The organism is Streptomyces mayteni (assembly GCF_054783955.1).
The window spans coordinates 102130-125695 of sequence record NZ_BAAGPR010000008.1 but is presented as its reverse complement, the minus strand read 5'-3'; the positions used below and the strand labels follow the sequence as shown (position 1 = coordinate 125695).

The 23566-nt window shown below is 72.2% G+C and carries 26 protein-coding genes; 16 read left to right on the top strand and 10 right to left on the bottom strand.

Features of this window, described 5'->3' with window-relative positions; all coding sequences use genetic code 11:
* Positions 1–119: 119 nt before the first annotated feature.
* Positions 120–881 (bottom strand): winged helix-turn-helix transcriptional regulator, encoded by a 762-nt coding sequence (locus ACYVPE_RS06465; protein WP_461032429.1) that lies wholly within the window; start codon positions 879–881, stop codon positions 120–122.
* A 273-nt stretch (positions 882–1154) separates the two neighbouring features.
* On the opposite strand from ACYVPE_RS06465, the gene ACYVPE_RS06460 reads away from it, so the two are divergent.
* The 6 genes from ACYVPE_RS06460 (at position 1155) to ACYVPE_RS06435 (ending at position 4740) form a co-directional block, all read left to right on the top strand.
* Entirely contained in the window at positions 1155–1421 is a 267-nt protein-coding gene (locus tag ACYVPE_RS06460; RefSeq protein WP_461032428.1) for a MoaD/ThiS family protein, read from the top strand.
* A gap of 41 nt (positions 1422–1462) precedes the next feature.
* A complete protein-coding gene (locus ACYVPE_RS06455; protein ID WP_461032427.1) occupies positions 1463–2299 on the top strand; it encodes a hypothetical protein in 837 nt (278 codons plus the stop codon).
* A 213-nt stretch (positions 2300–2512) separates the two neighbouring features.
* Positions 2513–3232, top strand: coding sequence for an LmeA family phospholipid-binding protein (locus ACYVPE_RS06450; RefSeq protein WP_461032426.1), 720 nt, complete (start codon positions 2513–2515; stop codon positions 3230–3232).
* Between the two features lie 121 nt (positions 3233–3353).
* Positions 3354–3455, top strand: a complete 102-nt coding sequence (locus ACYVPE_RS06445) for a putative leader peptide (protein WP_341829925.1) — start codon at positions 3354–3356, stop codon at positions 3453–3455.
* 144 nt (positions 3456–3599) lie between these two features.
* Positions 3600–4439: a sulfurtransferase gene (locus ACYVPE_RS06440; protein ID WP_461032425.1), complete on the top strand. Its 840-nt coding sequence runs from the start codon at positions 3600–3602 to the stop codon at positions 4437–4439.
* A 13-nt stretch (positions 4440–4452) separates the two neighbouring features.
* Positions 4453–4740, top strand: a complete 288-nt coding sequence (locus ACYVPE_RS06435) for a DUF1416 domain-containing protein (protein WP_461032424.1) — start codon at positions 4453–4455, stop codon at positions 4738–4740.
* Positions 4741–4886: 146 nt separating this feature from the next.
* Here the strand turns inward: ACYVPE_RS06435 and ACYVPE_RS06430 are convergent, their stop codons facing one another.
* Positions 4887–5249 carry a DsrE family protein gene (locus ACYVPE_RS06430; protein WP_461032423.1) on the bottom strand — a complete coding sequence of 121 codons (363 nt, stop codon included), beginning with the start codon at positions 5247–5249 and terminating at the stop codon, positions 4887–4889.
* Positions 5250–5655: 406 nt separating this feature from the next.
* On the opposite strand from ACYVPE_RS06430, the gene ACYVPE_RS06425 reads away from it, so the two are divergent.
* The 4 genes from ACYVPE_RS06425 (at position 5656) to ACYVPE_RS06410 (ending at position 9405) form a co-directional block, all read left to right on the top strand.
* Positions 5656–6252 carry a heme-binding beta-barrel domain-containing protein gene (locus ACYVPE_RS06425; RefSeq protein ID WP_461032422.1) on the top strand — a complete coding sequence of 199 codons (597 nt, stop codon included), beginning with the start codon at positions 5656–5658 and terminating at the stop codon, positions 6250–6252.
* A gap of 253 nt (positions 6253–6505) precedes the next feature.
* Positions 6506–7189 (top strand): hypothetical protein, encoded by a 684-nt coding sequence (locus tag ACYVPE_RS06420; protein WP_461032421.1) that lies wholly within the window; start codon positions 6506–6508, stop codon positions 7187–7189.
* Between the two features lie 15 nt (positions 7190–7204).
* Positions 7205–8800, top strand: coding sequence for an N-6 DNA methylase (locus tag ACYVPE_RS06415; RefSeq protein ID WP_461032420.1), 1596 nt, complete (start codon positions 7205–7207; stop codon positions 8798–8800).
* The gene (locus tag ACYVPE_RS06410; RefSeq protein ID WP_461032419.1) at positions 8797–9405 is read left to right on the top strand and encodes a restriction endonuclease subunit S; all 609 of its coding nucleotides are present in this window, start codon (positions 8797–8799) and stop codon (positions 9403–9405) included. The genes ACYVPE_RS06415 and ACYVPE_RS06410 overlap by 4 nt, the downstream gene beginning before the upstream one ends.
* Here the strand turns inward: ACYVPE_RS06410 and ACYVPE_RS06405 are convergent.
* From ACYVPE_RS06405 to ACYVPE_RS06395, 3 genes are all read right to left on the bottom strand, one after another.
* Positions 9402–10163, bottom strand: coding sequence for an SDR family oxidoreductase (locus ACYVPE_RS06405; RefSeq protein WP_461032418.1), 762 nt, complete (start codon positions 10161–10163; stop codon positions 9402–9404). The two genes, ACYVPE_RS06410 and ACYVPE_RS06405, sit on opposite strands and share 4 nt — an antisense overlap.
* A gap of 62 nt (positions 10164–10225) precedes the next feature.
* Positions 10226–11143: an asparaginase gene (locus tag ACYVPE_RS06400; protein WP_461032417.1), complete on the bottom strand. Its 918-nt coding sequence runs from the start codon at positions 11141–11143 to the stop codon at positions 10226–10228.
* A gap of 48 nt (positions 11144–11191) precedes the next feature.
* Positions 11192–11719 (bottom strand): RsiG family protein, encoded by a 528-nt coding sequence (locus ACYVPE_RS06395; RefSeq protein ID WP_461032416.1) that lies wholly within the window; start codon positions 11717–11719, stop codon positions 11192–11194.
* A 147-nt stretch (positions 11720–11866) separates the two neighbouring features.
* Here ACYVPE_RS06395 and dtd point away from each other — a divergent pair, with 147 nt between their 5' ends.
* A complete protein-coding gene (dtd, locus tag ACYVPE_RS06390; RefSeq protein ID WP_461032415.1) occupies positions 11867–12292 on the top strand; it encodes a D-aminoacyl-tRNA deacylase in 426 nt (141 codons plus the stop codon).
* A gap of 13 nt (positions 12293–12305) precedes the next feature.
* Here the strand turns inward: dtd and ygfZ are convergent, their stop codons facing one another.
* Together ygfZ and ACYVPE_RS06380 are read right to left on the bottom strand one after the other, a co-directional pair.
* Positions 12306–13280 (bottom strand): CAF17-like 4Fe-4S cluster assembly/insertion protein YgfZ, encoded by a 975-nt coding sequence (gene ygfZ / locus ACYVPE_RS06385; RefSeq protein ID WP_461032414.1) that lies wholly within the window; start codon positions 13278–13280, stop codon positions 12306–12308.
* 29 nt (positions 13281–13309) lie between these two features.
* Complete coding sequence (locus ACYVPE_RS06380; RefSeq protein WP_461032413.1) at positions 13310–13735, bottom strand: Fur family transcriptional regulator; 426 nt, start codon at positions 13733–13735, stop codon at positions 13310–13312.
* A 340-nt stretch (positions 13736–14075) separates the two neighbouring features.
* Here ACYVPE_RS06380 and ACYVPE_RS06375 point away from each other — a divergent pair, with 340 nt between their 5' ends.
* Positions 14076–15323, top strand: a complete 1248-nt coding sequence (locus ACYVPE_RS06375; RefSeq protein WP_461032412.1) for a GNAT family N-acetyltransferase — start codon at positions 14076–14078, stop codon at positions 15321–15323.
* 24 nt (positions 15324–15347) lie between these two features.
* Here ACYVPE_RS06375 and ACYVPE_RS06370 read toward each other — a convergent pair whose 3' ends face one another.
* On the bottom strand, positions 15348–15530 hold the full coding sequence (locus ACYVPE_RS06370) for a hypothetical protein (protein ID WP_165956117.1): 183 nt from the start codon (positions 15528–15530) through the stop codon (positions 15348–15350).
* A 156-nt stretch (positions 15531–15686) separates the two neighbouring features.
* Here ACYVPE_RS06370 and ACYVPE_RS06365 point away from each other — a divergent pair, with 156 nt between their 5' ends.
* The 4 genes from ACYVPE_RS06365 (at position 15687) to ACYVPE_RS06350 (ending at position 20485) form a co-directional block, all read left to right on the top strand.
* Positions 15687–16553: a GntR family transcriptional regulator gene (locus tag ACYVPE_RS06365; RefSeq protein WP_461032411.1), complete on the top strand. Its 867-nt coding sequence runs from the start codon at positions 15687–15689 to the stop codon at positions 16551–16553.
* The gene (locus tag ACYVPE_RS06360; protein WP_461032410.1) at positions 16554–17246 is read left to right on the top strand and encodes an HAD family hydrolase; all 693 of its coding nucleotides are present in this window, start codon (positions 16554–16556) and stop codon (positions 17244–17246) included.
* A gap of 88 nt (positions 17247–17334) precedes the next feature.
* The gene (locus tag ACYVPE_RS06355) at positions 17335–18444 is read left to right on the top strand and encodes a phosphotransferase (RefSeq protein WP_461032409.1); all 1110 of its coding nucleotides are present in this window, start codon (positions 17335–17337) and stop codon (positions 18442–18444) included.
* A gap of 82 nt (positions 18445–18526) precedes the next feature.
* Positions 18527–20485 (top strand): CHAT domain-containing tetratricopeptide repeat protein, encoded by a 1959-nt coding sequence (locus ACYVPE_RS06350; protein WP_461032408.1) that lies wholly within the window; start codon positions 18527–18529, stop codon positions 20483–20485.
* 23 nt (positions 20486–20508) lie between these two features.
* Here ACYVPE_RS06350 and ACYVPE_RS06345 read toward each other — a convergent pair whose 3' ends face one another.
* Complete coding sequence (locus ACYVPE_RS06345) at positions 20509–22695, bottom strand: MMPL family transporter (RefSeq protein ID WP_461032407.1); 2187 nt, start codon at positions 22693–22695, stop codon at positions 20509–20511.
* Positions 22692–23501, bottom strand: a complete 810-nt coding sequence (locus ACYVPE_RS06340; RefSeq protein ID WP_461032406.1) for a cytochrome d ubiquinol oxidase subunit II — start codon at positions 23499–23501, stop codon at positions 22692–22694. Before ACYVPE_RS06340 ends, ACYVPE_RS06345 begins: the two co-directional genes overlap by 4 nt.
* Between the last annotated feature and the right edge of the window lie 65 nt (positions 23502–23566).

Here is a 23566-nt window from a genome sequence, read left to right as displayed (position 1 = left end):
GCCGGCCTGCGGCGGCTGCGCCGCCGGGCCCGAAAGGCCCCGCCGGGCCGCCCGGCCGCTGCCGCGCGAGGCACCCAGCCAAGGGCGGGTGGGTGGGCGCGGCGCGGCCGGCGGAAAAGTCAGCGGCGGCGGGCCGCCGCCTCCTTCACCAGGGCTTCGGCCTCCCGCGTCACGGCCCGCGCGTGCTCGTTCTCCGCGGTGGACTTGTCCTTCTCCGGCACCACGAACCGGTAGCCGACGTTCCGCACCGTGCCGATCAGCGACTCGTGCTCCGGGCCCAACTTGGCCCGCAGGCGCCGGACGTGGACGTCGACCGTCCTGGTGCCGCCGAAGTAGTCGTAGCCCCAGACCTCCTGGAGCAGCTGGGCCCGCGTGAAGACCCGGCCGGGGTGCTGGGCCAGGTACTTCAGGAGCTCGAACTCCTTGAAGGTCAGGTCGAGCACCCGGCCCTTGAGCTTGGCGCTGTACGTCGCCTCGTCCACCGACAGGTCGCCGTTGCGGATCTCCATCGGGCTGTCGTCGTTGGAGAGCTGCTGACGGCCGGTGGCCAGTCGCAGCCTGGCCTCCACCTCGGCGGGGCCCGCGGTGTCGAGGACGACGTCGTCGACGCCCCAGTCCGCCGTGACGGCGGCCAGGCCGCCCTCGGTGACGATCAGCAGCAGCGGGCAGCCGGGTCCTGTGGAGCGGAGGAGCTGGCAGAGCGAACGCACCTGCGGGAGGTCCTTGCGGCCGTCGATGAGGATGACGTCCGCGCTGGGGGCGTCCACCAGCGCGGGGCCCTCGGCCGGTGCGACACGCACGTTGTGCAGGAGCAGTTCGAGGGCCGGGAGCACCTGCGACGACGGCTGGAGGGCGTTTGTCAGGAGTAGCAGTGAGCTCATTCGGGGGGCGTTCCTTCCTCAGTCCTGGCGCGGGGACGATTCGAGCGGCTCTGCCCAGAAAGCGCGAAAGGACCCGGGATGGCTTCAGTGCCCGGATCCTTCTTTGGCCAGCAGCATAGCCGAAACATTTCACCTTGCGCAGGGGCGCGGATCACACTGGCTGCTCGCATCCCCGTGGGCCGGCGCGTGCACCCGTGCGCCCGGAGTCCATCATGGTGCGGCACACCACGTGCGCGGTAGGACGCGGGACAGCGGAGAGGGAGGAGAGGCCGGATGGCGAGCGGCACGATCCGTTACTGGGCGGCGGCGAAGGCCGCGGCCGGAACGGCGGAGGAGGCGTACGAGGCCGGCACGCTCGCCGGGGCGCTGGAGGCGGCGAGGGGCCGGCACGCCGACCGGCCGGACTTCGCCCGGGTTCTCGGGCGCTGCTCCTTCCTGGTGAACGGCGAGCAGGTGGGCTCGCGCGACCACGACACGGTCCCGTTGCCCGAGGGCGGCACGGTCGAGGTGCTGCCGCCCTTCGCGGGCGGCGCCCGGTGAAGCCGAACCGGCCCAGAACTCATGAGGCGGATGTGACAGAGGTGAACGCTGTGGTGAACGTGCCCACCGGGCAGGACGGCCAGGGCGGTCAGGACGGTCAGGACGGGCAGGACGGCGAGGCGCGGGCGGCCGGGCGGCACCGGGCGCGGTCGCCGATCATCAGCCCGGGCGTCCAGCCGGCGCTGCTGACCATGGCACTGGCCGCGATCTTCGCGGCCACCGCGCCGCTCGACCGGTGGGCGCTGCTGCCCGCGCTGGTGGTGCTCCAGGCGGTGACGGCGGCCGGCTGGTTCCGGCTGAACGGCATGTGGCCGGCGCGGCAGGGCATCGTCCTGGCCTTCGCCGGTGGCCTGGCGGCCGACGCGGCGCTGCTGCTCGTGGTGGACGAGGGCCAGGAGCCGGAGGCGCTGCTCGCGGTGCTCGGCGTGTGGTTCCTGCTGGTGCTGGTGCTCCAGCTGCGGCACCACGGCTCGGCGGACGAGCGGCTCGACTCGCTGACCGCGACCGCCGCGGCCACCCTGCTCACCGGCGTGGCCACCGGCTATCTGGCCGCCACCTCGATCTCGGGCGACGCGGTGACGGTGACGATGTGCGGGGTCGCGGCCGCGACCTGGTTCGCGGCGTTGCGGTTGCCGTTCGTCTGGCCGGTGCTGGCGCTGGGCGCGGCGGCCGGCGCGGGGGCGATCGCGGAGCCGTTGACGGACCTCGGCCCCGACGCGATCGCGTTCGCGGCGGCCGGCGGCGTCGCGGCGCTGATCGGTCTGCGGGTGGCCAGTTACGACTTCCCCTCCCGCTTCGTGCACTTCACGGCGGGCGTCGCGCTCCCCCTCACCGCGGCGGCACCCGGCGCCTACCTGCTGTCGCTCGCGCTGCTGTGACGGCGGGCCCGGGCGGCGCGGGGTCCGGGGCCCCGGTGCCCCGGTGCCCGTGTAACGGGCGTGCTGCAAGCCCCGACCCACCCCCCGGTGGGGCGTTCGCGCGCGTTACGCTCGCGGCACCTCGCACCGACGACCACGTGCGACCACGCCTGACCACGTGAGCACCCGACAACGTGTCCACGTGTCCTGAATGACCCTGGGGGAACAGACCCGATGCGCGCACTGCGGATAAGTCTGATCGTGCTCGGCGTGCTCGCCGTGCTCGCCGTCATCGCCGACCGGGTGGCGGTCCGCTTCGCGCAGAGCGAGGTCGCCTCCCAGGCCAGGACCAGCCTGGGGCTCACGTCGGAGCCGAGCGTGACCATCAACGGTTTCCCCTTCCTCACCCAGGCGCTCGGCCGCCACCTGAACCACGTGACGCTCGGCCTCGACGACTACGAGGCCGAGGTCGACGGCCAGGCGCTGACCATCTCGGAGCTCTCCGCCGACCTGCGCGACGTCGAGATAGCCGGCGACTTCTCGGGGGCCACGGCCGAGCGGGCCGACGGCGACGGCCTGATCTCCTACGAGGAGATGACCCGGGCCTACGGGGAGCTGCTCGCGGTCAGCGACAGCGGGTTCGGCGTCGAGTTCGGTTACACGGGCGACGGCCGGCTCCTGCTGACCCTCCAGGCCACCGCGTTCGGGCAGACCGTGGACGTCGGCGAGGTGCCTGGCGAGCTGGTGCTCGAGGACGACGCGGTGCGGCTCCAGGTGAACGAGGACGACATACCCGACGTCGGCGGGGCCGAGATCCAGGGCGCGATCCGCGAGCAGCTGGACACCGGGCGCACCATCACGGGGCTGCCCGACGGGGTGAACCTGGACACCGTGGAGCCCACCGAGGAGGGCGTACGGGTCACGATCAGCGGCTCGAACGTGACCCTGGGCTGACGCCCGGCACCGGGGGCCGGAAACCCGCGAAACACCGGCCGTCCCACATCGCAGTCACCTACGTCTCAGCATCCGGAACGGCCCTGACATAAGCGGCATCCGACCGGTTACGATCGCCCCCATGACGCGACAGGCTGCGGGCACCCCGGCCGGGGGCCTCACGAAGCGACGGGCGGTCGACCTCTGCCGCGTCGCCGCCATGCTCTGTCGCCACGTCGGCTGACGGCCACCCCTTCCGCGCGGCGTCGCCGCGCTGCGCGCTCTCCCGCGTCCCGCGCCCGGGTGCCACCCGTGCTCCCAGGGGCGCCATCCCACCGCAGATCACCCAGATCCCGCAGGTCCCCGCAGATCGCCGAAGGAGAACAGCATGAGCCGCAGTGACGTCCTGGTGGACGCCGACTGGGTGCAGGAGCACATCGACGACGCGAAGGTGGTGCTCGTGGAGGTGGACGAGGACACCTCCGCCTACGAGAAGAACCACATCAGGAACGCGGTCCGGATCGACTGGCGGCAGGACCTCCAGGACCCGGTCAGGCGCGACTTCGTCGACCAGGCCGGTTTCGAGGCGCTGCTCTCGGCCAGGGGCATCGCCAACGACGACACCGTGGTCCTCTACGGCGGCAACAACAACTGGTTCGCGGCCTACGCCTACTGGTACTTCAAGCTCTACGGCCACGAGGACGTCCGCCTGCTGGACGGCGGCCGCAAGAAGTGGGAGCTGGACGCCCGCGAGCTGGTCGACGAGGTGCCGAGCCGGGCGGCCACCGAGTACCGGGCCACGGAGCAGGACACCTCGATCCGCGCCTTCCGCGACGAGGTGGTGGCGGCCATCGGGAACAAGAACCTGGTCGACGTCCGCTCCCCCGACGAGTTCGTCGGCAAGCTGCTGGCCCCCGCCCACCTGCCGCAGGAGCAGTCCCAGGTGGCCGGGCACATCCCGTCCGCGCGGAACATCCCGTGGTCGAAGTCGGCCAACGACGACGGCACCTTCCGCTCCGAGGACGAGCTGACGGAGCTGTACCAGGGCGAGGGCGTGGACCTGGGCCAGGACACCATCGCGTACTGCAGGATCGGCGAGCGGTCGGCGCACACCTGGTTCGTGCTGCACGAGCTGCTGGGCGTGCCGAACGTCAAGAACTACGACGGCTCCTGGACCGAGTACGGCTCGCTGGTCGGCGTGCCGGTCGAGACCGGCCCGGCCAAGTAAGGGAGGGACAGCGATGTGCGGAGCGAAGACGGGCGGCCCCGACGCCGCCGGGATCAAGGCCGGTGAGACGACCATCCAGGGTTCGGTCACCCGGGACGGCGAGCCGGTGACCGGCTATGTCCGGCTGCTGGACGGCGGTGGCGAGTTCACCGCCGAGGTGCCGACCTCGGCGACCGGCCAGTTCCGCTTCTACGCGGCGGAGGGCACCTGGACGGTGCGCGCCCTGGTGCCTGGCGCCACGGCGGACCGCACGGTGGTCGCCCAGCAGGGCGGCCTGACCGAGGTGGTCATCGCCGTCTGACGGACGGCACCCCACCGGAAAGCACCACGGAGGCCGCGCCCGGCTCGGGCCGCGGCCTCCGTTTTCTCCCCCGTTGACGACGGACAGTCCCCCTGTCCGTGAAGGCTCGTCGACGATTCTCCACGCAGCTTCAGTGCACGTAGGTGTCAGTAGACGAGGGCTCGCACACCATCCGGCATGATCTCGCTCACGAACACCTGAGCGCCGGCGATCCGCACCCCGTCGAGCACATCCTCCTCCTTGATCCCCCTGCGGGCGGCGCACTGCGTGCACAGAGTGATCCGCCCCCCCGATTGGATACCGGCGATCAGCTCGGCCAACGGCGCCGCGTGCGGCAGCTCGAACTCCTCCGCACGCCCGGGGAGCGCGAACCACGCGGACTCCCCGGTCAGCCACAGCGAGACCTCGATCCCGCTGGCGGCGGCCACCGCCGCTACCGTGAAGGCCTGCGAACAACGCTCAGGGGCGTCGGCACCGGCCGTCACCTTGATCACCAGTTTCTCAGCCATGCCGTCACCGTAGCTCGGCTACGATGCGGCGGAACTAACGGGACGTGCCACAAATCCCGCAGACCCAGTCACCCTGTGGGCCCTGGTGCATCGTCCCGCCACAGTTCGGACAATTCATGATCACATCCTTTCCACGCCCTTAGACGCGCGAAGGCTCAAATGCGTTCATCCGCAGTGATCACAAAACGGTCAAGGGCGCATGCAAGCGGCGAGCCCCACTCGGCCTACCCTCACTGAGCCTTACCCGAAGGCGGCCACTAGACTCACGGTGCAAGGTAACGACCGGTCCAAGGAGGGCCCGTGCTCGAGGCATTCTTCATCACCCTGATGGCGCTGGTCGTCGTGGGTTCCGCGGCCTTCGCCGGCCTCGTCGTGAAGAAGCTCTACCAGGGCCAGCGCTGAGCCGATGATCGAGATCCCCGCGGACCTCCATCCCTCGCTCGTCCCGCTCGCCTTCCTGCTCGGCACCTGGCAGGGCGCCGGAGTGGCGGAGGGCTTCGACCACCCGGCCGGCGAAGGGCAGGAGGGCACCCACGCCGGTGCGTGCAACTTCGGCCAGCAGGCCAGCTTCTCTCATGACGGTCGTGACTTCGTCGAGTACGTCTCCCACACGTGGCGGCTGGACGACGAGGGCAACCGGCTCGGCCCCCTGGAGTCGGAGCACGGCTACTGGCGCGTCAGGGACCGGCAGATCGAGATCGTGATGATCCGCGACCAGGGCGTCGCCGAGATCTGGTACGGCGAACTGGCCCAGGGCAAGCCGCAGATCGACCTCGCCACCGACGCCGTGGCCCGCACCCCCGAGTCCCCCGCGTACTCCGGCGGCAAGCGCCTCTACGGCTATGTCAACGGCGACCTGATGTGGGTCGGCGAGAAGAAGGCCACCCCGGAGTCCCCGCTGCGCCCCTACATGTCGGCGCAGCTGAAGAAGGCGGTGGACCCCCGGGAGTGGGTCGCCGACCTCAAGGACCTCCCGGACGACGGCATCGCCTTCTTCCGCTAGAGAAGCCATTAACAAAACGGCCCGCACGACGATGCAGTTGCATCGCGGCGGGCCACAGGTCTATGGTCTTGCTCACTGCGGCGGCCATGGTCGACATGGGACAGCAGTACGCCCCTGGCCACAATCGCGGTGGCCAGGGGCGCAAGCACCTGCCTCAGGCGGCATATCAAGCAGAGGCGGACCTGAGGCTCACCTCGCGACCGTACCACGGCGGCCGCACACTGTCCTGGGGGCGTGAGTGACCATCTCGACGATGCCGGAGTGGATGACGACCGCCTTCTCCGCTCCTCGGCTGGCTCCCTATCTGCGCACCGCGGCGGGCGACGCCGAGCAGGCCGTCAGGCTCTACTGGTGGAATGTGGAGGCCTCGGCCGCCCTCTACGGGCCGCTGCACTGCCTTGAGATCACCCTCAGAAACGCTCTGCACCATCAGTTACGTGACGGCTTCGGACGAACCGACTGGTGGCGGGTCGCGCAACTCAACGAGGGTGGCAAGCGCATCGTGCGGGACGCGCTCCAGAAGTGCCGGGCCGAGGACCGACACCGGCACCAGCACGGCAGGCCGGTCGCCCCCGACCGCGTCGTGGCCCAGCTGAACTTCGGTTTCTGGGTCTCGCTGCTCAGCAAGGGCGGGCGCGGCGGCCAGTACGACCGACACCTGTGGGTGCCGATCCTCCATCGGGCCTTCCCTCACTACTCCGGGCGCCGCGACACGTTGCACCAGCATCTCGACTCGCTGCGCAAGCTGCGCAACCGTGTGATGCACCACGAGCCGATCCACGAGCATGACCTGCCCGCCGCCCACACGACGATCTACCAGGTACTCGCCCACATCAGTCCCGTCACCGCCAAGGAGATCCAGGTGCTCGACCGGTTTCCCACCGTGCTCGGCCATCGCGCGTCCATCCGCACCGGCGGCCGCGCGCCGCGCTTCTGAGCCCGGGAGCACCGCATGAACGACGCGCGGTTGGTGTCACGCGCCGAGATCGCCAGGCTGGTCGGCGTCAGCCGCCCGGCGATCACGCAGTGGGAGCGGCGGCACTCCGACTACCCGACGCCACGGGGTGGCGACGGCGTCGAGCGCTTCGCCGCCCGCGAGATCGCCGCGTGGCTGGACGGACGCACCATCCCGGCGAACGCGCGGACCGAGGGCGAGGCGCCGGGCGCCAGCTACGGCGGGCGGTTCCGGGCGGCGCTCGGCCTGCCGGAGGCGGCTCGGGAAGCCGCGGCCGAGATGACCGTGGCACGCCTCATCACCCGAGGGACGCGCCTCGATCCCTCGCTGAGCCGCGTCGAACTCGTCGACCTGCTGCTGACCTTGCTGCTCGTGCGAGCGGTACTGCCGGACACCTGGGCCGAATTGGTGGCCACGGCACGCGACCGTGCGAGAGTGCCTATCAGCCAGGTGATCGACGCGAGCCGACAAGCCCTGCCCTCGGGCACCCCGCACCCGAGATGGCAGCCCAAGGCGTCGGGCGTGGCCGACCTCATCCTCTCCGTCGACGAGGAGAGCGCAAGGGTCGGTGACCTGAAGCCGCTGGCCGAAGGCCTGCTGCTTCAGAAGGCGTTGGCCGATCCCCCTCGCGAGACGGCCGAGTACTACACGCCACGCTCCCTCGTGACCGCCTTCGCGGAGCTGACCGACATCGGCCCCGGGACGGAGTCGGTCCGCGACCCCGCTTGTGGTTCGGGCGGCTTCCTGGTCGCCGCCGCCGATTCGTTCGGCGCCGTTCAGTTGAGCGGCGCGACGTCCACCTCGCAGAGCCTGCGCCTCGCCCAACTGAACACCGCCCTCCACGGGCTCTCGGCGGATCTGCGACCTGGTGGCGAGGCACCGGCCGGCGGAACCCCGGAGTTCGCCGACCAGGTCGACGTGATCCTGGCCAATCCGCCGTTCAACGCCCGGGTGCCCGAGGTCGGAGAGCCGCGGGCGTACTGGCGCTTCGGGGACCCGCCGGCCAACAACGCCAATTTCGACTGGCTCCAGTACATCCACGCCTCGCTGACGCCCGGCGGGCGGGCGGCGGTCATCATGCCGGCCAGCGCCGCCTCGTCCCGCAACGGCAAGGAACGTGCCATCCGCGCGGCAATGGTGGCGGCGGGAGCCGTGGAATGCCTGATCGCCCTGCCGCCACGTCTCTTCCCCACCACGGACGTCGTCGTCACCGCCTGGCTGCTCCGGGCCGGCGAGGAGGAGCACCGAGGCGAGGTGCTGTTCGTCGACGCCACGCGCCTCGGCCGCATGGTCTCCAGAACCGAGCGCGCGCTCTCCGAAGTCGATGTCTCGGCGATCGTCGACGCCCACCGCTCCTGGCGGGCCGGGCGGCGTCCCGGAGGGGCGGTCCCGAGCAGGGTGGCCACGCTCGACGAGATCCGCGACCACGACCACGACCTCAGCCCCGCCCTGTACACATCGGCGCCGGCCTGGCCGTCTCGGCCGACGTTCGAGGAACTGGCGGACCACGTCGACGAGTTGTCGCGGCTCGACGCCGCCGCAGCAGCGGCGGACCGCGCCGTGGCGCGGCTGCTGAAGGGGTACGGGCGATGAGCGGGCTGCCCGCCGGCTGGCGGCGCGTACCGCTCGGCGCCGTCTGTGAGCTGCGCAGCGGGATCACGCCCCGGCCGGCCGAAGAGGGCGACGTTCCCGTCGTGCGACCAGCGGACCTCCACCGCCGCGCGGTCTCCCCCGCCGCCATCCGCCGTGTGTCGCACGAGATGGCCGCAAGGCTCGGTCAGTACGAGCTGCGGAGCGGGGACATCGTCTGCACCCGCACCGGGACTGTGGGGCGCTTCGCACTGATCGGCGAGGCGGAGCGGGGCTGGCTCTACAACACCCAACTGGTCAGGATCCGGCCCACTCCCGAGGTCCACCCGCCCTATCTGCTGCACTTCCTGAGCCTGCGCACCACTGGGGAGTGGATCGGGACGCGCACCACGAAATCCACCATCCCGTCCATCGCGATCAGGGCGCTCGGCGAGCTGCCGGTCCCCCTCCCGTCGGCGCCAGAACAGCGGGCCATCGTGACGACGCTGACCGCGCTCGACGAGAAGGCGCGGGCGCACGAGGAGGTGGTCCGCGCCACCGATCGGCTGCGGGAGACGATTGCCGAGCTGCTGATGACCGGCGAGCTCGCGGCGGGAGGCCCCGGCTAGAGCGTGCGCAGCGCGCCGCCGTCGACGGGGATGATCGAGCCGGTGACGTAGCCGGCCGCCGGGGAGAGCAGGAAGGCGGCGGTCCTGCCGAACTCGGCCGGCTCGCCGTAGCGGGCCAGCGGGATGGCGGCCACCGCGCGCTCCCTGGCCGCCGGGCCGAAGGCCGCGTCCAGGTCGCGCATCCGGTCGGTGGCGATGCGCCCGGGCAGCAGCCCGAAGACCCGCACCGCGCGGGGGCCGAACTCGTCGGCCAGGTCCTTGGCGACCATGGCGAGGCCGGGCCGCAGCCCGTTGGAGATGCCGAGGCCGGCGATCGGCGACCGCACCGAGGTGGAGAGCACAAGCCCGACGGCGCCGCCCCCCTCGTCCTCGGCGAGCCGCCTGGCCACGGTGCGCGCCCCGCGCACCGCGCCGAGGAAGACCGTCTCGAACGCCGCCCGCCACTGCTCGTCGGTGGCGCTGGCCGCGGTGCCGGCCGGTGGGCCGCCGACCGAGATCAGCGCGCCGTCGAGCCGGCCGAACCGGTCGTGCGCCAGCGCGACGAGCCGCTCGGCCGCCGAGGCGTCGGCCAGGTCCGCGACCTCGCCCGCGGCGACGGCCGGCCCGAGCCGGTCGACGGCGGCCGTCACGTTCTCCTGGTCCCTGGCGGCCAGCACCACTCTGGCGCCGTCGGCCACCAGCGCCTCGGCGGTGGCGTAGCCGAGGCCCTTGCTGCCACCCGTCACCACGTAGACCCGATCGGCGAGGCCGAGATCCATGCACGCGCTCCCTTCGCTCCGGTCACTCCGGTGTCCGCGCCATCCTGCCAGGGAGACGGGGATCACAGCACCGCGCGGACCTCGCCGACCCGGGCGCCACCGCCGAGTACCGGCTCGGCCGGCACCGCGGTGGCGTCGACGCCGAGCCGGCGCAGCGCGGCGGCCAGCACCGGGCCGCGGGCCCTGGCGGCACCGTCCTCGATCTTGAGCGCGACGGCCCGGCCGTCCGGCAGGGCGAGCGCGTGCACGCCCTCGGCGCCCATCTTGGAGAGCGCGCCAGGCAGCCCGCGCATCACCAGGGTGTCGAGCCGCCCGGTGCCGGCGACGTACTCGGGGTGGGCGCGCATCGCGTCCGCCACCCGGCGCCGCGGGGTGCCGGGCGCGGCGAGCACGAAGGCGCGGAAGGCGCGGGCCAGGCCGGTCAGCGAGAACGCGAGCAGCGGCGCGCCGCAGCCGTCCACGGCGGTGTGCGCCACCGGCTCCCCCGTGGTCTCCTCGACGGTCTCGGCGATCAGCCGCTGCAGCGGGTGGTCGGGGTCCAGGTAGGACGCGACGGGCCAGCCGCGGGCGACGCAGGCGGCGAGCATGGCGGTGTGCTTGCCCGAGCAGTTCATGGCGACCCTGGTCCGCTCCGGGCCGTCCGGCGGGCAGCGCAGCGCGTCCTCGGTGAGGCCGTGCTCGGCCAGCAGCGCCCGCACCAACTCCTGGTGGAAGGGCTCGCCGGCGTGGCTGGCGGCGGCGATCGCCAGCCGCTCGTCGGCGAGCTCGACGCCGGCCCGCAGCACGGCGACGGCCTGCATCGGCTTGCTGCTCGACCGGGGGTAGCAGGGCCCGGTGACGTCGCCGAGGGCCAGCTCGACGGTGCCGTCGGCGGCCAGGACCACCAGCGAGCCGCGGTGCCTGCCCTCCACCAGGCCGGAGCGGACCACCTCCGCGAGTACGGGGGCGTCGACGGTGTCGGCTATGTCGGACGGCGGCATGCGGGGGCCTTTCTCGGGGTCGTGCGGTGGTGCGGTGGCGCGGTGGCGCTAGGCGAGCAGGTCGTCGACCTGGGCCTCACCCTCACGGTACCGGCGGGCGATCTCGGAGCCGCAGCCGTCCGCCGTGCGGTGCAGCGCCTGGCGTCTGCGGGACACCTCGGCCTCCCAACGGGCCAGCCGGGCCAGGGCGTTGTGCAGCACCTCGTCGCTGAGCCCGCCGAGGTTGGAGAGCTCGACCTCGCCGAGCATCTCCTCGGCCAGCCGCCGGTACTCCTCGCTCGCGGGTGTGGAGAGCGTCACATGGCGGGCGGAGGAGCGATGCCGCGACGGGCCGTCCGCGAGGATCCGCGGCAGCTGGTCGAGCAGTCCGGCCTCGGGGACGATCCGGCGGCGGCGTTCCGCCTCCAGGATGTCGATCCGCCCCTGCAACAGCCGGCGGACGAAGCTGAGATCGGCCTCCTCGCGCTGTGCGGAGCGGCGCAGTTCGCGCAGCTCGGCCAGCGACAGTGCCCGTAGATCGGGCTGGACGTCACGCCACAGGGCTCCCGGTGTGATCATGCGGTTTTGTCCCCTCATCCCCGGTTCGGTGCGGTGGCGCGCGGTACGTACCCCGTGGCACGCATCGTGTCACTGTGTACCCATCGTGCGCAGCGCTTTGGCACCCATCTGGATGGCTCCGGCTCACGGCGCCCGTTGAGGGAACGTTCCGGCATGATGGGCGGCATGCGAGCGGTGGTGCAACGGGTCGATGGCGCGGCCGTCGAGGTGGCCGGCGAGACGGTCGGGGAGATCGTGGGCGAGGGTCTGTGCGTGCTGGTCGGCGCCACGCACACGGACACCGCGGAGACGGCGGCCAGGCTGGCCCGCAAGCTGTGGACGCTGCGGGTGCTGGAGGGCGAGAAGTCCTGCTCTGACGTGGGGGCGCCGCTGCTGGTGGTGTCGCAGTTCACCCTCTACGGTGACGCCCGCAAGGGGCGCCGCCCGACCTGGCAGGCGGCCGCGCCCGGCGAGCTCGCGGAGCCGCTGGTGGACGCGGTGGTGGCCGAACTGCGGGCGCTCGGCGCGACCGTGGCCACCGGCAGGTTCGGCGCGAAGATGCGGGTCTCCCTCACCAACGACGGCCCGTTCACCGTGCTTCTCGAGGTCTGAGCCCAGCGGAGCGTCACGGCTCGACGACGACTTCCTGGGCCGCCGGCGTGGAGCCGGCCAGCAGTTCGGCGTCGATCGGCACGTTCCGCTTGACCAGGGCGAGCGCGATCGGGCCCAGCTCGTGGTGGCGGGCCGAGGTGGTGACGAAGCCGAGCTGACGGCCCTCCGGCCCGTCGGCGGCGAGCCGGACCGGGTCGCCGTGCTCGGGGATGGTGACCTCGCTGCCGTCCAGGTGCAGGAAGACCAGGCGGCGCGGCGGGCGGCCCAGGTTCTGCACCCTGGCCACCGTCTCCTGGCCCCGGTAGCAGCCCTTGTGCAGGTGCACCGCCGTCTCCAGCCAGCCGAGCTCGTGCGGGATGGTGCGGTGGTCGGTCTCCCGGCCGAGCCGCGGCCGGTGCGCCTCGACGCGCAGCGCCTCCAGGGCCAGCGCGCCGGCCGGCGAACCGACCTGGTCGGCGAAGCCGGCGAGGGAGGCGCGCGGCAGGAACAGCTCGCGCCCGTGCGCGACCTCCCGCGCCACCACGCCGGGCGGGGCGACGGCGATGGAGCCGGCCGGCAGCCAGACCACGGCGAAGTCGGCGGTGCGGTCGGCGACCTCGACCCGGTAGAAGAACTTCATGCTCTCCAGGTAGCCGACCAGGGCGGGGGCGGCGCCGGGCTCGGTGTGCAGCCAGACCGTCTCGCCGTCGTCCACCAGGTAGAGCGCGTGCTCGATGCGGCCGTTGGCGTCGAGGATCAGCGCCTCGGTGGCGTGCCCCGGCTGGAGCTCGGTGACGTGCTGGGTGATCAGCAGGTGGAGCCAGGCGAGCCGGTCCTGGCCGGCGACGGTGACGACGTCACGGTGCGAGAGGTCGACGAACCCCTCGCCCCTGGCGAGCGAGCGCTGCTCGCGGAACAGATCCCCGTAGTGGGCGGCCACCCCCGCGTCGGGCCCCTCGGCGGGCACGGCACCTGGCAGGGACAGCAGCGGGCTGGCATACGACGACATGCCTCCAGCGTACGGCGGTTCGCGCCGAGCTAGCCGTTGCGGGCCTGGCACTCCCGGCAGCGGCCGAAGATCGCGAAGTGCTTCATGTCGGTGTCGAAGCCGAACCGCTCGCGCAGCCGGGCCGCGAAGGGGGCCGCGAGGTCGACGTCCGCCTCGACGACCTTCTCGCAGTCCCGGCACATCAGGTGCATGTGGTGGTGCCGCTCGGCGAGGTGGTAGGTGGGGGCGCCGTGGCCGAGGTGGGTGTGGGAGACCAGACCGAGCTCCTCCAGGAGCTCCAGGGTCCGGTAGACCGTCGAGATGTTCACGCCACCCGCGGTGCGACGCACCTCGGTGAGGATGTCCTCGGGCGTCGAGTGCTCCAGTCTGTCGACAGCCTCCAGCACCAGCTGCCGCTGCGGGGTCAGCCGGTATCCGCGGTTGCGCAGATCGGTCTGCCAGTCGGTGCTCGCCACCCGACCCAGTGTAGGTGGAGAGAAGAGCACGGACCCCGCCCGAGGGGAATCGGCGGGGTCCGTGCGGGAGGCGTTACTCATCCTGCGGCCTCGTATGTCAAGCCACCGTAAGTGCCTCCGGGCCGGTCGTGATCGCGGCAGCCGTTTTCGGCACCGAGTAGCCACGGTCACGGGCAGACCCACCAGGCAGCCTAGCCGTTTCGGCGTCGGGGCGGCGATCTTGGACCGGTACCGCGACAGACCTGTGAACGGATCGGTACCTGCGGGGCGCGCGCCGTGGGGGACGTACCAGGGGAAAACCCTTGGCCAGGGGTCTGCGGCGGGACGTAGCCTCGGCCGCATGGGCCTTGAGATTCGCGACGTCGCCGACAGTGCCGCCGACCAGGACGCGTGGTTCCGCGCCGTCTACACCGGCTTCCTGACCTCGGAGCCGCCGAGCGCGGAGAACCTGGCGGAGCGGCGGGCGCGGAGCGACATGTCGCGGGCCCAGGGCGCCTTCGACGGCGACCGCTGCGTGGCCACCTTCCGCAGCTTCGCCCAGGAGCTGACGGTGCCGGGCGGCACCGTGGTCGCGGCCGACGCCGTGTCCGGCGTGACCGTGACGGCGACGCACCGGCGGCGCGGGCTGCTGACCCGGATGATGGGCGCCGACCTGGCCGCCGCCAAGGAGCGCGGCGACGTGGTGGCCACGCTCGCCGCCGCCGAGTACCGGATCTACGGCCGGTACGGCTTCGGCCCGGCGGCCGTGCTCACCGACCGCCGGGTGGACAAGCCGCGAGCCGGTCTCGACGCGCGCTGGACGCTGCCCGAGGCCGAGGGCACCGTGGCGTTCGTCGACGGGGCGGAGATCCGCAAGGAGGGTCCAGGGGTGCACGACCGGTTCCGGCGCACCAGGGCCGGCGCCGTCGACCTCAACTCGACGTTCTGGGAGCGGCAGACCGGTGAGCTGCGCTGGGAGCCGGACGGTTGGAAGGAGCCCTTCTACGCGCTGTTCCGGGATCCGGAGGGGGTGGCGCAGGGCGTCGTCGTCTTCGACGTCCAGGACGCCTGGAAGGACGGCCAGCCCGCCAACGTCGCCAAGGTCCGCAAGCTGTACACCGCGACGCCCGGCGCCGAGCGGGCGCTGTGGCGGTTCCTGCTCTCCCTGGACTGGGTGACCGAGCTGCGCGCCGACGAGCACGACCCGGACTCGCTGCTGCCGCTGCTGCTGCCGAACGCCCGCGCCGCCGCGATCACCGGCGAGTCGGACCTGCTGTGGATCAGGCCGCTCGACGTGCCGGCGATGCTCACCGCACGTCGTTACTCGGCCACCGGAGCGCTCGTGCTGGACATCCACGACCCCCTGGGGCTGTCCGACGGGCGCTACTTGTTGGATGTCTCGGAGGCCGGGGCGAGCTGTGAGCCGACCACCAGGAGCGCCGATCTGACGCTGGACACATGCGTGTTGTCGAGCCTTTACCTGGGCGACGCCTCTGCGGCGCGGCTGGCCGACGCCGGCCTGCTGGACGTGGAAACGACGGGAGCGCCGGACCGCGCGGACTCGCTCTTCCGCACGGGCCGACGCCCTTGGTGCCCGGACACCTTCTGATTCGCTACGCGGTCCGCACCGTCGTCAGACCGCTACCACGACCAATGTCACCAGCACCGTCGTGCCCACGCATGCGCAGGTGAAATTGCGCTTGCGCAGCCCTGTCCGCAGGATCAGCAGGCCGATCAGCCCCGGCAGACCCCACTGGATGTCGACTGCCCGCTCCACCGCGATGCCGAGGGCAGCCAAGGCGATCGTCGAAACCATCGTGACCTCTCCTCACATCACGTCAACCCGGGAGAACTTCCCGGAAGTTGTCTAAGTTGTACGCCAACTATACGCTTGTTTTCCCCAGTTGGCGGCCAACTAGAAACGTCCTCTTATCAACCTTCCGGATCTGGCCGAAAGTTGTATGGTGACGGCGTGAGTCAGGAGATCGCCCCGGACAGCGATGCCCCGGAACACCCCGGTGACCTGCTCTCTCCCGACCACCTGGCGGGGGTGCTGCGTGACCGGATACGCAAGGGGGAGCTGCGACAGAACGCCCGGCTGCCCACCCAACGGGCGCTGGTGGAGGAGTTCGGCACCAACCGGACCACCGTGCGCCAGGCACTGGCCATCCTGGAGCGGGAGGGGTACGTCAGTACCCGGGGGCGCGGCGCGCCGGCCCTGGTGGCCGCGCCGAGCCGGGACAGCCCACGGCCGGCCAGCGCCGAGGTGGCCGACCGGATCGCCGTCGCCTTCCACGCCGAGGACATCTCGATCGACGCGTTCTGTCTCACCACCGAGACCCTGAACTCGGCGCTCGCCGGCCCGCTGATCGCCATCTCGGCCGGCGAGCTGACGCCCCGCTCGATCTCCATCCGGGTGCTGCTGCCCAACCCGGACGCGCCGCTCGCCTACCCCCGGCTGGTCTCCGACCCCTCGGACCGCCGCCCCCTGGCACGGCTGCGGCAGATCACCAGGACCTTCTCCACCTCGCTGCGCCACCAGCTGACCTCGCTCGGCGAGATGCGGCTCGTCCCCAAGGTCAACGTCGAGATCAGGGCCGTGCCCATCACTCCCGTCCAGAAGCTCTATCTGCTCAACGGCACCGAGGTGCTCAGCGCCTACTACCAGGTGGTGCCCAGGGTGGTGGAGTACGAGGAGCAGCAGATGGAGATCTACGACGTCCTGGGCCTCAACTCGAAGGTTTTCAGGTCCTCCTCGGACACCGCGTTTGTTGAAGAGTCACAGCAGTGGTTCGAGTCCCTCTGGTCAACGCTTGCACAACCGCTCACACTCGGTTAGATGAGGGGACTCATCAGTAACGCTCACTGTGTTCTCTTCGACTTCGACGGTCCGGTGTGTCGCCTGTTCGCCGTCCGCTCCGCGGAGTCGATCGCCAGGCGGCTGCGCGAGCTCGCCACCGAGTTGGCCCTGTCGGCGCTGCTGACCGCCGACTTACGGGACTCGGCCGACCCGCACCACGTGCTGCGGGGGATCGCCGGGCAGCGCCCCGGCCTCGGAGTCGTACAGCGTCTGGAGGCGGCGCTCACCCGTGAGGAGGTCACCGCAGCCGCCTCGGCCCAGCCAACTCCCTACGCGGCGGCCCTGATAGCGGCCCTGTCCACCCGCGGCCGGCAGGTGGCGATCGCCACCAACAACTCGCCGCTGGCCGCCGAGCACTACCTCAACCAGCACAAGCTCTCGGGATACATCGGCGGTCGGGTACACGGCCGCACCCGGGACGTCACCAGACTCAAGCCGCACCCCGACTCGTTGCTGCGCGCTCTGGCCTCGACCAGAACCGCGCCCGGAAACGCCCTGATGATCGGCGACAGCATCGCCGACCTGGCCGCCGCGCGAGCCGCCGGCGTGCCGTTCCTCGGCTACGCCACCAGCCAGGCGGGCGGCGAGGACTTCCGGGTGGCCGGAGCAGAGCACGTGGTGACCTCGCTCGAGCAGGTGTTGACGGCGTTGATCACCCCGACACTGGGCTGAAGCAGGTCTTTTTGAGCCATCGGCAGCCGCACTGATCGGGGCGTACCGTGCTGTCACTCGTACCAACGGCTCCCGGGGGAAGCACATCATGAGCCAACCGCTGCCACGGCCCACCCTTCGCGGAAACCACCGCGACTGGGAGGTCGTGGAGGCGGAGGGCGAACTCGCGGCGCTCGGTCGGCTCAAGACCGGCCGAACTCGTCCCGGTGTCACCCGTTTTGACCCGCGCTGCTTCGTCAACGAGGAGGACGTGCTCATCGAGCTCGCCCTCCTCGGCATGCAACGCATCGCGCCCGTCTACAAGTTGGTGGGCGCGGACGACGAGCTCCGGGTGCACGGCTACATCGAGGGACAGCCGCTGTCCGCCATCCGACCTCCAGGAACGGCCCTGACCGGATCCGAACTAGCCCAGATCGTCAACCTGTTCGGCGAGCTGGCCACAATCCAGCCAAGCGCGTTCGCACTCGCGCACCGCTGTCCACCGGTGTTACGTCCGCACACGAGCACCCAGTTCCTCCAGACCCTGATCCGCTTCACCAGACGCCGGGTCTACGCCGTCCACCGCCCGCTGCTCCAGGACCTGTTCACGGCGCTGCGCATCGGGCCCACCGTCCTGTCCCCCAACGGGCCGCTGGCCCGCGAGGCGGCCAGGCTGACCGACCGCCCCTTCTGCCTGCTTCACGGCGATTTGCACCGCGACAACCTCATCGTGGCCGAGTCGGACGGCATGATGTGGACCATCGACTGGGAGCTGGCGCTGATCGGCGACCCGCTCTACGACCTCGCCACCCACCTCCATCTGATGCGCTACCCGCCCAAGCAGGAGCACGCGCTGCTGCTGCGCTGGGCCAGGGTGATGGACGCGGTGCTGCCCGGCAGCGCCGACGCCCTCGCCAGGGACCTGCCGCGCTACCTGGCGTACAAGCGGGTCCAGTCCGTGTTCACCGACGTGATCAGACAGGCCCACCTCGTGCAGGCCACCCCGCCGGCGCAGTTGGCCGAACAGCTGCCGCGCACCGTCGAGATGGTGCACGGCGCGATGCGGCGGGCCGCGCGGCCGATGGGGCTCGGCCGGGTGCCGAGCCCCAGGGCGGTCGAGGCCGCCTACGCCGCCTGGTACGTCAGCGCCCCTCCGGTCGCACCCGCGGCGCCACTCGACCGGGAGCGGCGGGCGGCCACCAGGCCGGGCGGCCCGTGACGACCGGCCGGCTCTTCTCACACCGCACCCGAACCTGCTCTGATAGACCGGACACGTCGAAGCCGGGGGGAGGCCTGCGCGGGTGGCCGGTGAGCGGGATTTCGTGGTCGAGCTGGCACGGGACGGCGAGGTGTTCCGCGTCGGGATCCGGTCGCCCGCCGGGGAGTTCACCGGCTCCGCCAGGCTCGACGCCCAGGAGATCAACGCCGATCTGGAGGCCGTCCAGGCCAACGTGCTGGCCTCCAGCGCGCGGGTCAGGTCGCTGGTCTCCGGTCTTGAACGCCCGCTGCGCCGGATCGGCAGCGAGCTCTTCCGACGGGTGCTCGGCGGCCCGGCCCAGGGGCTGCTGGCCGCCAGCCGCAACGAGGCCGAACGGCGCGGCGAGCCCTTCCGGATCGTGCTGCGCCTGCCGGCCGAGCTCGCGGTGCTGCCCTGGGAGTTGCTGTTCGACGACCATCGCGGGGAGTACGTGTGTCGGCGCAGCACCCTGGTGCGGTACGTCGACGCCCCGGAGACGGTGCGGCAGGTGGAGACGGCGGGCCCGTTACGGGTCCTCGGCATGACCGCGCTGCCAGGCAACCTGGCCGCGCTCGACGCCGGCACCGAGCGGGAGCAGCTCACGGAGGCGCTGGCACCGCTGCGGAAGCGAGGCCTGGTCGAACTCGACTGGGTGGCGGGCCAGGGGTGGAGCGATCTCATGGACGCCCTGCTGGCGGGCGGGCCCTACCACCTGTTCCACTTCATCGGGCACGGCGGCTTCGACACCGCGCGCGGGGAGGGCTTCGTCGCCTTCGCCGACGCCCGGGGCCGGGCCCAACTGATTCCGGCGCCGCGGCTGGCCGAACTCCTCACGTCCGCCCAGCCGTTGCCGCACCTGGTGGTGCTCAACAGTTGCAGCACCGCCACCGCGGTCGCCACGGACGTGTTCTCCAGCGTCGGCGCCACACTGGTCCGGCGGATCCCGTCGGTCATCGCGATGCAGTTCTCCATCACCGACGACGCCGCCAAGGAGTTCTCCCGGGCCTTCTACCATGCGCTGGCCTACAACCGCGGCATAGACGAGGCGGTGCGTCTGGCCCGCATCGCCGTCTCCTCCTGGCACCCCGACACGCTGGAGTGGATCACCCCGGTCCTGTACATGCGCAGCCGGGACACCCACCTGATCACGGTGAACAGGGGCCAACGCCAGCCCCCCGCCCCGCCGTCCCCCGACGTCACCGCCGGCACACAGCCCGCGCCCACTTCCGGCCGCCGCGCCGAGGCGGACACGGAGGCCGCGCCCGACGGGCCGGCCTCGCGGCACGAGGACGAGGCCACCGAGTCGCTGGCGGACCTCGACCGCGCCATCGAGCTCGACCCGGACGACGTCGCCGCGCTCACCGCGCGCGGCGAAATCCACCGCCTCGCGGGCCGCTACAACCAAGCCCTCGCAGACTTCGACCACGCCCTCCACCTCCAGCCCGACAGCGCCTACGCCCTCGGCAGCCGAGGACAAACCCACCGGGCCCTACGCCACGACGACGAAGCACTGGCCGACCTCTACCGCGCCATCGAACTCGATCCGAACCTCCCGTGGGCGCTGGTCGAGCGCGGCGAGATGCATCGGCGCGCCGGTCGCGGGGCCCAGGCCCTCGCGGACTTCGACCGCGCCATCGCGCTCGACCCCGACTTCGCCCGGGCCCTCGAACGGCGAGGATACGTCCATCGCGTGGCGGGCCGTTACGCCGAGGCGCTGGCGGACTACGACCGCGCCGTCGAGCTCCGGCCCGCCTCCGCCTCCGTCTTCGCCCACCGCGGCGAAACCCTCCGCCTCCTCAAGCGCTACTACGGGGCCCTGGTGGACCTCAACCGCGCCGTCGAGCTCAGCCCCGACTATGCCTGGGCCCTCATGCAGCGCGGCGAGATCCACCGGGCCCTCGGCCACGACGAGCAGGCGCTCGACGACTTCGAGCGCGCCCTCCGGATCAACCCGCGCAGCACCTGGACGCGCAGGCGCCGGGACGAGCTACGCGAGCGTGTCGAACGGCACCGCGCGGAGTGAGGCGGCCCGCGCCGCCCGGTGCGTCAGTGGCCCTCGAGCCGCACCCGCGGCAGCACCCGGCCGAGGCCGGCGGGCAGCCACCAGGCCGCGCGGCCCATCAGCCGCATGGCCGCCGGCACGATCAGGCACCTGATCACCACCGCGTCGACGAAGATCGCCACCGCCATGCCGAAGCCCATCTGCTGGAGCATCCGGTCGGCGCTGAACATGAAGGAGCCGAAGACGACGATCATGATGGCGCCCGCGGCCGTGATCACCGAACCGGTGTGCGCCAGGCCCTCCCGGACGGCCGCCCGGTGGTCGCCGCTCCGCACCCACTCCTCGTGGATCCTGGACACCAGGAAGATCTCGTAGTCCATCGAGAGCCCGAACGCGATGGCGAAGATCATCACCGGCATGAACGCCTCGATCGGGCCCGGCTCGACGCCGAACGCGCCCTCCTGGAAGACCAGGGTCATGGCGCCGAGCGCGGCACCGATGCTGAGCAGGTTGAGCAGCGCGGCCTTGAGCGGGATCAGCACCGAGCGGAACACCGCCATCAGCAGCAGCACGGAGACGCCGACCACGATGCCGACGAACAGCGGCATCCGCGCGCCGACGGTGGCCGCGTAGTCGTCGACGGCCGCCGTGGCACCGCCCACCAGGTAGTCGGCCCCGGTGTTCTCGGCGAGCGCGGGCAGCACGGCGTCGCGCAGCTCGGTCACCAGGTCGGCGGTCGCCTCGTCCTGCGGCGCCGAGTCGGGGAAGGCGATCACGGTGGCCACCGCGCCGTCCTCGGTCGGGATCGGCCCGACGGCCCCGGCGACGCCCGCGGTGCCGTTCAGCGTCTCCACGGCGGCGGCGCCGGCTGCGGTCGCGCCCTCGGTGCCGCCGTCGACGACCACCACGAGCGGTCCGTTGAAGCCCGGCCCGAAGCCCTCGGCGAGCAGGTCGTACGCCTGCCGGCTGGTGTTGGCCGCCGGGTCGTTGCCGGCGTCCGCGAAGCCGAGCCGCAGGCCGAGCGCGGGGGTGGCCAGCGCGCCGAGCGCCGCCACGGCCACCAGCAGCACCGCGACGGGCCGGCGCTGCACGGCGTCGGCGATCCGCCGCCACGTCCGCCCCTCGGTGGCCTTGCCGCGCGCGGCGCGCTTGGCGGCCTTGGCGGTGAACTGGCGGGCGAAGCGCTTCCCGAAGACGCCGAGCAGCGCGGGCAGCAGCGACAGCGAGGCGAGCACCGTCATCAGCACGGTGACGGCCACGGCGAGCGCGGTGCCCTGGAGCGAGCCGAGGCCGAGCGTCATCATGCCGAGCAGCGCCACGACCACGGTGCAGCCGGCGAAGAACACGGTGCGTCCCGCGGCGTCGAGCGCGGTGGCGGCGGCGCGCTCCGGGGTGACGCCGGCGATCAACTCGGTGCGGTAGCGGGCGAAGATCAGCAGCGCGTAGTCGATGCCGACGCCGAGGCCGACCAGCAGCATGACGTACGGCGTGTAGTCGGCGATGGTGAACGCGTGCGAGGCGAGCACCACCAGGCCGACGGCCGAGCCGACCGCGAACACCGCGGTGATCACCGGGAGTCCGGCGGCGATGACGGTGCCGAAGAGGAAGACGAGGATCACCAGGGCGGCCATGATGCCCATGCCCTCGGCGGCGCCGCCGCTCTCCTCGGTGAGCTCGCGGGCCGCGTCGCCGCCGAGCTCGACCTGGAGCCCGTCGCCCTGGGCGGTGCGCGCGGTGTCCAGGACGGCCTCGGTGTCGGCGAGCTCCATCCGCTCGGACGGCACGTCGAGGACGACGGTGGCGTAGCCGATCGTGCCGTCCTCGGACATCGCCGTGGGATCGTCGTAGGGGCTCACCACCCCGTCCACGCTGGGCAGTTCGGCGACCTCGGCCAGCATGGCGGCGACCCGCCGCTCGGCGTCGGGATCCCGCAGCCCGGCCGGGTCGTGCAGCACGACGCTGAGGGTGTCGCCGGCCTGGTCGGAGCCGTGCTCGGCCAGCAGCTCGGCGGCGCGCTGCGAGTCGGTACCGGGCAGCGCGTAGTCCTCGCGGTAGTCGTCGCCGAGGGCGGACGCGCCGGCCCAGACGCCGACCAGCACCAGCACCCAGAGGAGCAGGGCCACCGCCCGGTGCCGGGAGGAGAACCCGGCTATCCGGGCGAACGCGCCCGGCCGGTCCGGGGGTTGGGCTGAGGGTGGGGCGTCCGAGGTGGTCGGGGCGGCGGTACTCATGTGAGGTTCTCCTTGGAACTGTGCGAAGTGTGCGAAGTGTGCGAACTACGGACGGGTGGGCGGTCGGCGGCCCGGCGCAGCCAGTACTGGGCGGCCACCAGCAGGGGCAGGACGGCGACGATCGGCGGCAGTTGGACGAGCAGCGCGGTGCTGCCCGCGGCGTGCTCGGCCAGCGGCAGCCGGGAGCCGGCCAGCAGCGGCAGGCCCGCCATCACCGCCGAGGTGAGCACCCGGGTCGAGCCGGCGTTCCGGCCGCCGGTCAACTGCCAGGCGCGGCGGAGCGGTTCGCCGGTGAGGCGGCGGCCGGCCAGCCCCAGGCCGTGGGCGGCGAACAGGGCGGCGGCGCCCGCCGCAGTGATCGCGCCGGTGGCGGGCGGCGCGGGCGGGTAGCCGCCGCCCTCCGTGGCGACCAGCAGCGAGGCGAGCAGCCAGCCCCAGGCCCCGGCCAGCAGCCAACTGCCGCCGACCACCAGCGCGTCCAGGGCCCTGGCGTCCGACACCCGCCGCCACCACAGGCCGGCGTCCCGCAGCAGCCAGCCGGCCAGCAGCGGCACGAGCACCGGCAGCAGCCCGCTGAACAGCTCCCCCTCCAGGGCCGGGAAGCAGCCGACGAAGACCCCGGCCGCGGCGACCAGCCAGACCTCGTTGGCCATGAACAGCGGCCCGATGGCGGCGATCACGGCGCCCCGTTCCGACCGGTCGCGGCCGAGTGCCGGCAGCAGCATGCCGAGGCCGATGTCGGCGCCGCCCAGCACGAAGTACCCCGCGACGAAGACCCCGAGCACGAGCGCGGCCAGCGTCTCCACGGCGTCCTCCCTTCCGTCGTTGTCGGTGTGTGTGCCTCGGTGTGTGTGCCTCGGTGTGATGGCTC